The sequence below is a fragment of the Citrobacter sp. CtB7.12 genome (assembly GCF_001297795.1).
Taxonomy (GTDB): Bacteria; Pseudomonadota; Gammaproteobacteria; order Enterobacterales; family Enterobacteriaceae; genus Citrobacter_A; species Citrobacter_A amalonaticus.
Map to the genome: position 1 here is coordinate 26,200 of NZ_LIFT01000029.1, position 9,151 is coordinate 35,350.

Consider the following 9,151-nt stretch of genomic DNA (forward strand, 5'->3'; position numbering starts at 1 on the left):
ATCCCGGCAGCAGTGACCTGTTTGAGCGAGAATTACTCGTCTTCCAGTTCGATGTTGATACCCAGCGAACGAATCTCTTTCAACAGTACGTTGAAGGATTCCGGCATGCCCGGTTCCATCTGATGGTTGCCATCTACGATGTTCTTATACATCTTAGTACGGCCGTTCACGTCATCAGACTTAACGGTGAGCATTTCCTGCAGGGTGTATGCCGCGCCGTATGCTTCCAGCGCCCACACTTCCATCTCCCCGAAGCGCTGACCACCGAACTGCGCCTTACCACCCAGCGGCTGCTGAGTAACCAGGCTGTAGGAACCGGTGGAACGAGCGTGCATCTTATCGTCGACCAGGTGGTTCAGTTTCAGCATGTACATGTAACCTACGGTTACCGGACGCTCGAACTGCTCACCCGTACGGCCGTCGAACAGCGTGATCTGACCGGAAGTCGGCAGGTCACCCAGTTTCAGCAGCTCTTTAATTTCCGCTTCTTTCGCACCGTCGAACACCGGCGTTGCGATTGGCATACCTTTGCGCAGGTTTTCAGCCAGACGCAGAACTTCTTCATCGCTGAAGGTATTCAGGTCAACTTTCTGACGAACGTCAGCACCCAGATCGTACGCACGCTGGATGAACTCGCGCAGTTTCGCGACTTCCTGCTGCTGTTTCAGCATGGCGTTGATCTTATCGCCGATACCTTTCGCAGCCATACCCAGGTGGGTTTCCAGAATCTGACCGATGTTCATACGAGACGGTACGCCCAGCGGGTTCAGTACGATATCTACCGGCGTACCGTTAGCATCGTGCGGCATATCTTCGATCGGGTTGATCTTAGAAATGACACCCTTGTTACCGTGACGACCTGCCATCTTGTCACCAGGCTGGATACGGCGTTTAACGGCCAGATAGACCTTAACAATCTTCAGCACGCCCGGTGCCAGATCGTCGCCTTGGGTGATTTTGCGGCGTTTCGCTTCGAGTTTTTTCTCGAACTCGTGTTTCAGTTCGTCGTACTGCTCAGCCAGTTGTTCCAGCTGATTTTGTTTCTCTTCATCGGTCAGGCCGAGTTCCAGCCAGCGATCGCGAGGCAGTTTGTCGAGCTTCTCAGCTTCAACACCACCGGCAACCAGCACAGCATAGATACGGCTGAACAGGCCAGCTTCGAGGATCTGCAGTTCTTCAGACAGGTCTTTCTTCGCCTGCTTCAGCTGCATCTCTTCGATTTCCAGCGCACGTTTGTCTTTTTCTACGCCATCGCGAGTAAAGACCTGAACGTCGATAACCGTACCGGAAACACCGTTTGGTACGCGCAGAGAAGAGTCTTTAACGTCAGACGCTTTCTCACCGAAGATCGCACGCAGCAGTTTTTCTTCTGGCGTCAGCTGGGTTTCACCTTTCGGCGTTACCTTACCCACCAGAATGTCGCCGCCGGTCACTTCCGCACCGATGTAAACGATACCGGATTCATCCAGTTTGGAGAGCGCAGCTTCACCCACGTTCGGGATGTCAGCGGTGATCTCTTCCGGCCCCAGCTTGGTGTCACGGGACACGCACGCCAGTTCCTGAATGTGGATGGTGGTGAAACGGTCTTCCTGGACAACACGCTCGGAAACGAGGATGGAGTCTTCGAAGTTGTAACCGTTCCACGGCATGAACGCGACGCGCATGTTCTGACCGAGCGCCAGTTCACCGAGGTCGGTGGACGGACCGTCTGCCAGTACATCACCACGTTCAACCGGCTCGCCCAGAGAGACACACGGCATCTGGTTGATACAGGTGTTCTGGTTAGAACGGGTGTATTTGGTCAGGTTGTAGATGTCGATACCCGCTTCGCCCGGGTACATCTCGTCTTCGTTAACTTTGATAACGATACGGGAAGCATCCACGTACTGAACGGTACCGCCACGTTTAGCCACCGCAGTAACACCGGAGTCAACGGCAACAGCACGTTCCATACCGGTACCTACCAGCGGCTTATCAGCGCGCAGAGTCGGAACCGCCTGACGTTGCATGTTCGCACCCATCAATGCACGGTTGGCGTCATCGTGTTCCAGGAACGGGATCAGGGACGCACCGACGGAAACCACCTGCTGAGTGGAAACGTCCATGTAGTCAACCTGGTCACGGCTGAACAGGCTGGATTCACCTTTGCTACGGCAGGTCACCAGATCTTCTACGAAGTGGCCATCGTCATCCAGGTTGGAGTTCGCCTGAGCGATAACGAAGTTACCTTCTTCAATAGCAGACAGGTAATGAATCTCATCTGTCACAACGCCATCAACCACGCGACGATACGGCGTCTCGAGGAAGCCATATTCGTTAGTCTGTGCGTACACGGACAGGGAGTTGATCAGACCGATGTTCGGACCTTCAGGCGTTTCGATTGGACATACGCGACCATAGTGCGTCGGGTGTACGTCTCGAACTTCAAAGCCAGCGCGCTCACGCGTCAGACCGCCTGGGCCGAGTGCAGAGATACGGCGTTTGTGCGTAATCTCAGACAGCGGGTTGTTCTGGTCCATAAACTGAGACAGCTGGCTGGAACCGAAGAACTCTTTCACTGCTGCAGAAATCGGTTTGGCGTTGATCATGTCCTGAGGCATCAGGGTATCCAGATCGCCCAGAGACAGACGCTCTTTCACCGCACGCTCAACACGTACCAGGCCAACGCGGAATTGGTTTTCCGCCATTTCGCCTACGGAACGGATACGACGGTTGCCGAGGTGGTCGATATCATCGACTTCGCCTTTACCGTTACGGATATCGATGAGCTTCTTCATCACTTCGATGATGTCGTCTTTGCTCAGGATACCGGAACCTTCGATTTCGTCGCGCAGCAGAGAACGGTTGAACTTCATACGACCGACCGCAGACAGGTCATAACGGTCTTCAGAGAAGAACAGGTTCTCAAACAGGCTTTCAGCCGCTTCACGTGTCGGCGGCTCACCCGGGCGCATCATGCGGTAGATTTCTACCAGCGCGCTCAGACGATCGTTAGTTGGGTCGACGCGTACGGTTTCAGAAATGTACGGGCCGTGATCCAGATCGTTGGTGAACAGGGTTTCGATACGTTTGTGGCCAGACTGGCTCAGCTTAGCCAGCAGATCCAGGCTCAGCTCCATGTTCGCCGGGCAGATCAGCTCGCCAGTGGATTCGTCAACGTAATCTTTCGCAGCCACTTTGCCCGCAATGTACTCAACCGGAACTTCGATATGTTTGATATCGTCTTTTTCCAGTTGGCGGATGTGACGCGCAGTGATGCGGCGGCCTTTTTCAACGTAGATTTTACCGTTCGCTTCGATATCGAAGGAGGCGGTTTCACCACGCAGACGTTCAGGCACCAGCTCCATCTGCAGCTTGTTGTCGCGAATCTCGAAAATCACTTTTTCGAAGAACAGATCCAGGATCTGCTCAGTGGTGTAGTTCAGCGCACGCAGAATAATGGTCGCAGGCAGTTTACGGCGACGGTCGATACGTACGAACAGGTTGTCCTTCGGATCGAATTCGAAGTCCAGCCAGGAACCACGGTAAGGAATGATGCGCGCGTTATACAGCACTTTACCCGAAGAGTGGGTTTTACCTTTGTCGGAGTCAAAGAAGACGCCCGGACTACGGTGCAGCTGAGAAACGATAACACGCTCAGTACCGTTGATAACAAAGGTACCGTTGTCGGTCATGAGCGGAATTTCGCCCATGTAGACTTCTTGTTCTTTAATGTCTTTAACGGTGCCTTCCGGCGCTTCGCGCTCGTAGATCACCAGACGCAGTTTTACGCGCAGCGGTGCGGAATAGGTCACGCCACGGATCTGACATTCCTGAACGTCAAACACCGGTTCGCCAAGACGGTAGCTGACGTATTGCAGCTCGGAATTACCGCTATAGCTCTGAATCGGGAATACGGAACGGAAGGCGGCTTCCAGACCATACTGCCCCTCAGGATCTTGCTCGATAAACTTCTGAAACGAGTCAAGCTGGATAGAAAGGAGATAAGGCACATCCAGAACTTGTGGACGTTTACCAAAATCCTTACGAATACGTTTTTTCTCGGTATAGGAGTAAACCATAGGGTTCCTCAGCTCGCTGACAAGTCGACCCATCTGTCCATTGAGCGGACAGTTTGTGCAACACTATTTTGTTGACCGGAAAATCGAATACTTTCCGCAATGCCTGTTGCTATCACGCTTAAACCATTTCATTGCGATTTACACAGAACGGACGCTCTGTCGCAGTATATTAAGTCGTCGATAGAAACAAGCATTGAAAGGCACAGCAGTAGTCAAACAGTGTGAAACGCTACTGGCGCCTTACAGCGCAAAAAGGCTGGTGACCAAAAAGTCACCAGCCATCAGCCTAATTTCTCAGGCTGCAACCGGAAGGGTTGGCTTATTTAACTTCAACTTCAGCGCCAGCTTCTTCCAGAGATTTTTTCAGTGCTTCTGCGTCATCTTTGCTCACGCCTTCTTTCAGAGCGGCCGGAGCAGATTCTACCAGGTCTTTAGCTTCTTTCAGACCCAGGCCAGTTGCGCCACGTACTGCTTTGATTACAGCAACTTTGTTAGCGCCAGCAGCTTTCAGAATTACGTCGAATTCAGTTTTTTCTTCAGCAGCTTCAACCGGGCCAGCAGCTACAGCAACAGCAGCAGCAGCGGAAACACCGAATTTTTCTTCCATTGCAGAGATCAGTTCTACAACGTCCATTACGGACATAGCGGATACTGCTTCAATGATTTGATCTTTAGTGATAGACATTTAAATTGTTCCTGAATATCAGAATAAGTTTATACGTAAGCAGATGCTTTAAAAAGATAACTGCGATTAAGCAGCTTCTTTCGCATCGCGTACAGCAGCCAGAGTACGAACCAGTTTGCCAGCCGAAGCTTCTTTCATGGTTGCCATCAGGCGTGCAATTGCTTCTTCGTAGGTCGGCAGAGTTGCCAGGCGGTCGATCTGAGACGCCGGGATCAGCTCACCTTCAAAGGCAGCGGCTTTGACCTCAAATTTTGCATTCGCTTTCGCGAACTCTTTGAACAGACGAGCAGCAGCGCCCGGGTGTTCCATAGAGTATGCAATCAGGGTCGGACCAACAAACGTGTCTTTCAGGCACTCGAACGGAGAACCTTCAACAGCACGACGCAGCAGGGTGTTACGAACAACACGCATGTAAACGCCAGCTTCACGACCTGCTTTACGCAGTTCAGTCATTTTATCTACAGTCACGCCACGGGAATCCGCAACTACTGCAGACAGCGCGCCTTTGGCTACTTCGCTGACTTCAGCAACAATCGCTTGTTTGTCTTGAAGATTTAAAGCCATTAGCTTTGCTCCTGGATGTTTGCCGGAACTCATGTTCCGGAACTCACTTCACTCTTTCCAACGAAAAGAGCGTCTTAATACGGTGAGCAGAAACAAGCCAGAGTATCCAAAAATAATCTTAGCGTTCTGTCACCGTCTACGCAGGGGATTAAGTTTCTTACGAAACACCTGCGGTCTTCGACGGAGGCCTGGATAGGCCAGGCTCCAACGAACAAATCTGTTCTATGCTTCGTCTTTCGAACCGCAATTCAAATGACTTGCAGAGTGTCTGTCTCTTTCAACAGAAACGTGGGGGTAGAATTGTAGACAAATCCACCGCCCACGTAAAGCTAATCTTAGTTCGCAGAAGCGCTCAGACCAGCCTGATCAACGGCAACACCAGCACCCATGGTGGTGGAGATGCTGATTTTCTTGATGTACACGCCTTTCGCCTGAGTCGGTTTTGCTTTCTTCAGCGCAACCAGCAGAGCTTCCAGGTTTTCTTTCAGTTTGTCAGCGTCAAAATCCACTTTACCGATGGTAGTGTGGATGATGCCGTTTTTGTCGTTACGGTAACGAACCTGACCCGCTTTAGCGTTCTTAACTGCTTCAGCAACGTTCGGCGTTACGGTACCCACTTTCGGGTTTGGCATCAGGCCACGCGGACCCAGAACCTGGCCCAGTTGGCCAACAACGCGCATTGCATCCGGAGAAGCAATAACCACGTCAAAGTTCATTTCGCCTTTCTTGATCTGCTCAGCCAGATCTTCCATACCTACCAGTTCAGCGCCAGCAGCTTTAGCAGCTTCAGCGTTTGCACCCTGGGTAAATACAGCTACGCGAACGGAACGGCCAGTACCGTGCGGCAGTACAGTTGCACCACGTACGTTCTGGTCAGATTTACGCGCATCGATGCCGAGGTTAACGGCAACGTCTACGCTTTCAACGAACTTAGCGGTAGCCAGTTCTTTCAGCAGAGAGATAGCTTCGTTGATGTCGTACTGTTTGGTCGCATCAACTTTCTCACGGATCACACGCATGCGCTTGGTCAGTTTAGCCATTTCTTAGTCCTCCACTACCAGGCCCATGGAACGTGCAGTACCTTCAATGGAGCGAGTCATCGCTTCAATGTCGGCACCAGTCATGTCGGCAGCTTTGGTCTGCGCGATTTCCTGCAGCTGAGCGCGGGAAATTTTACCTACTTTGTCTTTGTTCGGCTTACCGGAACCAGACTTAATACCAGCCGCTTTCTTCAGCAGAACGGCTGCCGGAGGCGTTTTGGTAATGAAGGTGAAAGAACGGTCAGCGTAAACGGTGATAACAACCGGAATTGGCAGACCTTTTTCGATGGAATCAGTCTTAGCGTTGAACGCTTTGCAGAATTCCATGATGTTAACACCCTGTTGACCCAGAGCAGGACCAACCGGCGGACTCGGGTTTGCCATACCAGCTGCAACCTGCAGCTTGACGTAGGCTTGGACTTTCTTAGCCATTCTCAATTTCCTCTGTTGGGTGATAGCGCCTCAGAGAGGCTCCCCGTGATATAAAAATTCGTTCTACGGGCCAGGCCCATAAAAACAAAAGGCGCGAAATTGTATTCCAATCTCACGCCTTGTGCAACGATTAAATCGCCGCTTTTTTGATCGTTACTTAGGCTTTTTCAACCTGTGCAAAGTCCAGCTCTACCGGGGTCGCACGACCGAAGATAGAAACGGATACTTTCAGGCGGGACTTCTCATAGTCCACTTCTTCAACGACGCCATTAAAGTCAGCAAACGGACCATCGTTGACACGCACCATCTCACCCGGTTCAAACAACGTTTTCGGCCGCGGCTTATCACCCACCTGCTGCAGGCGATTCATAATCGCATCAACTTCTTTGTCGCTGATCGGCGCCGGACGGTCAGATGTACCGCCGATAAAGCCCATCACACGCGGTACGCTACGCACCAGGTGCCAGCTCGCGTCATTCATGACCATCTGGACCAGCACATAACCCGGGAAGAATTTACGCTCGCTCTTACGGCGCTGACCACCACGGATTTCGACCACTTCTTCGGTCGGCACCATGACTTCGCCAAACAACTCTTCCATATTGTGTAATTTGATATGCTCACGCAGCGATGTTGCTACGCGGCCTTCAAAACCGGAAAACGCCTGAACGACGTACCAGCGCTTTTTAGGAGCTTCAGACATCTCAGAACCTCAGGCCAGTGATAAAGGAAACCAGGCGAACCAGAATACCATCCAGTCCCCACAGGATCAGTGACATTACTGCGGTAACCGCAGCCACAATCAACGTGGTGTGCAATGTTTCCTGGCGAGTCGGCCAAATGACCTTACGTACTTCAGTACGCGCTTCGCGGGCAAAAGCAACGGTAGCTTTACCTTTTGTCGTCAACAGCGCGACACCACCCGCTGCAGCAATCAGAATTACTACGGCCAGCGCACGCAGCGGCAGCATCATGTCACGATAAAGATAGTTGCCAACAATTGCCACAAGCAGCAATGCCACAACCACGATCCACTTTATCGCTTCCAGGCCACGCCCGCTCCCTTGAGCTTCGGTATTCGCACTCATAAACCAACCTGTCAGAAGTATTCTACAAATAATTTCACCCCGCGAATGCGAGGCTAACCAGTCAACCTTGTGCCGAAATGCATTGGGGGCATTCCGGGCTCAACGCCCTCTTCAGAGCCTGTCTCAGCAATGATTATGACAAATAAAATCACTGATGAGCCAGGTTCTGGTTCGAAAGCGTGCAAAAAGGGCATCAAATGATGCCCTTTTAATGCGCATTGCGTCAAATGTTATCAGCGATTAGCTGAGAACTTTAGCAACAACGCCTGCGCCTACCGTACGGCCGCCTTCACGGATTGCGAAACGCAGACCGTCGTCCATCGCGATCGGGTGGATCAGGGTAACAACCATTTTGATGTTGTCGCCCGGCATTACCATCTCAACGCCTTCCGGCAGTTCGATGGTGCCAGTCACGTCAGTTGTACGGAAGTAGAACTGCGGACGGTAGCCTTTGAAGAACGGAGTATGACGGCCGCCTTCGTCTTTGGACAGGATGTACACTTCGGATTCGAACATCGTGTGCGGCTTGATGGTGCCCGGCTTAGCCAGTACCTGACCACGTTCGATTTCTTCACGTTTGATACCACGCAGCAGAACACCAACGTTCTCACCCGCACGGCCTTCGTCCAGCAGTTTGCGGAACATTTCAACGCCAGTACAGGTAGACTTGGCAGTCTCTTTGATACCAACGATTTCAACTTCTTCGCCCACTTTGATGATACCGCGTTCTACACGACCGGTAACAACGGTACCACGACCGGAGATGGAGAATACGTCTTCGATCGGCAGCAGGAACGGCTTGTCAATCGCACGCTCTGGTTCCGGGATGTAAGAATCCAGGAAGCCAGCCAGTTCGATGATTTTCGCTTCCCACTCTGCGTCGCCTTCCAGCGCTTTCAGAGCAGAACCACGAACGATCGGGGTGTCGTCGCCCGGGAAATCGTACTGAGACAGAAGTTCACGAACTTCCATTTCTACCAGTTCCAGCAGCTCTTCGTCATCAACCATGTCGCATTTGTTCAGGAACACGATGATGTACGGAACGCCTACCTGACGACCCAGCAGGATGTGCTCACGAGTCTGCGGCATCGGGCCGTCAGTCGCAGCAACAACCAGGATCGCGCCGTCCATCTGCGCAGCACCGGTGATCATGTTTTTAACATAGTCGGCGTGGCCCGGGCAGTCTACGTGTGCGTAGTGGCGAGTCGGGGTGTCATATTCAACGTGAGAAGTGTTGATGGTGATACCACGAGCTTTTTCTTCCGGCGCGTTATCGATCTG

8 protein-coding genes are annotated in these 9,151 nt (G+C 52.0%); all 8 read right to left on the reverse strand.

Annotation, left to right across the window (positions count from 1 at the left end):
* Positions 1-32 precede the first annotated feature (32 nt).
* Positions 33-4,061 (reverse strand): DNA-directed RNA polymerase subunit beta, encoded by a 4,029-nt coding sequence (gene rpoB / locus AOY24_RS22095; protein WP_042998970.1) that lies wholly within the window; start codon positions 4,059-4,061, stop codon positions 33-35.
* 319 nt (positions 4,062-4,380) lie between these two features.
* Positions 4,381-4,746, reverse strand: coding sequence for a 50S ribosomal protein L7/L12 (rplL, locus tag AOY24_RS22100; protein WP_012133812.1), 366 nt, complete (start codon positions 4,744-4,746; stop codon positions 4,381-4,383).
* A gap of 66 nt (positions 4,747-4,812) precedes the next feature.
* Positions 4,813-5,310 carry a 50S ribosomal protein L10 gene (gene rplJ, locus AOY24_RS22105; protein WP_042293041.1) on the reverse strand — a complete coding sequence of 166 codons (498 nt, stop codon included), beginning with the start codon at positions 5,308-5,310 and terminating at the stop codon, positions 4,813-4,815.
* A gap of 335 nt (positions 5,311-5,645) precedes the next feature.
* Positions 5,646-6,350 carry a 50S ribosomal protein L1 gene (gene rplA, locus AOY24_RS22110; RefSeq protein WP_042998969.1) on the reverse strand — a complete coding sequence of 235 codons (705 nt, stop codon included), beginning with the start codon at positions 6,348-6,350 and terminating at the stop codon, positions 5,646-5,648.
* Between the two features lie 3 nt (positions 6,351-6,353).
* Positions 6,354-6,782: a 50S ribosomal protein L11 gene (rplK, locus tag AOY24_RS22115; RefSeq protein WP_012133815.1), complete on the reverse strand. Its 429-nt coding sequence runs from the start codon at positions 6,780-6,782 to the stop codon at positions 6,354-6,356.
* A 157-nt stretch (positions 6,783-6,939) separates the two neighbouring features.
* Complete coding sequence (gene nusG / locus AOY24_RS22120) at positions 6,940-7,485, reverse strand: transcription termination/antitermination protein NusG (RefSeq protein ID WP_003862341.1); 546 nt, start codon at positions 7,483-7,485, stop codon at positions 6,940-6,942.
* A 1-nt stretch (position 7,486) separates the two neighbouring features.
* On the reverse strand, positions 7,487-7,870 hold the full coding sequence (secE, locus tag AOY24_RS22125) for a preprotein translocase subunit SecE (protein WP_012907759.1): 384 nt from the start codon (positions 7,868-7,870) through the stop codon (positions 7,487-7,489).
* A 240-nt stretch (positions 7,871-8,110) separates the two neighbouring features.
* Positions 8,111-9,151, reverse strand: a 1,041-nt coding sequence (gene tuf, locus AOY24_RS22130) for an elongation factor Tu (protein ID WP_054177381.1), incomplete at its 5' end; no start/stop codon positions are given.

Bases quoted from the DNA above. Each gene is read 5' to 3' on its own strand.
- rplA (WP_042998969.1), bottom strand. From the start codon at position 6,350: ATGGCTAAACTGACCAAGCGCATGCGTGTGATCCGTGAGAAAGTTGAT.
- rplK (WP_012133815.1), bottom strand. From the start codon at position 6,782: ATGGCTAAGAAAGTCCAAGCCTACGTCAAGCTGCAGGTTGCAGCTGGT.
- rpoB (WP_042998970.1), bottom strand. From the start codon at position 4,061: ATGGTTTACTCCTATACCGAGAAAAAACGTATTCGTAAGGATTTTGGT.
- rplL (WP_012133812.1), bottom strand. From the start codon at position 4,746: ATGTCTATCACTAAAGATCAAATCATTGAAGCAGTATCCGCTATGTCC.
- nusG (WP_003862341.1), bottom strand. From the start codon at position 7,485: ATGTCTGAAGCTCCTAAAAAGCGCTGGTACGTCGTTCAGGCGTTTTCC.
- rplJ (WP_042293041.1), bottom strand. From the start codon at position 5,310: ATGGCTTTAAATCTTCAAGACAAACAAGCGATTGTTGCTGAAGTCAGC.
- secE (WP_012907759.1), bottom strand. From the start codon at position 7,870: ATGAGTGCGAATACCGAAGCTCAAGGGAGCGGGCGTGGCCTGGAAGCG.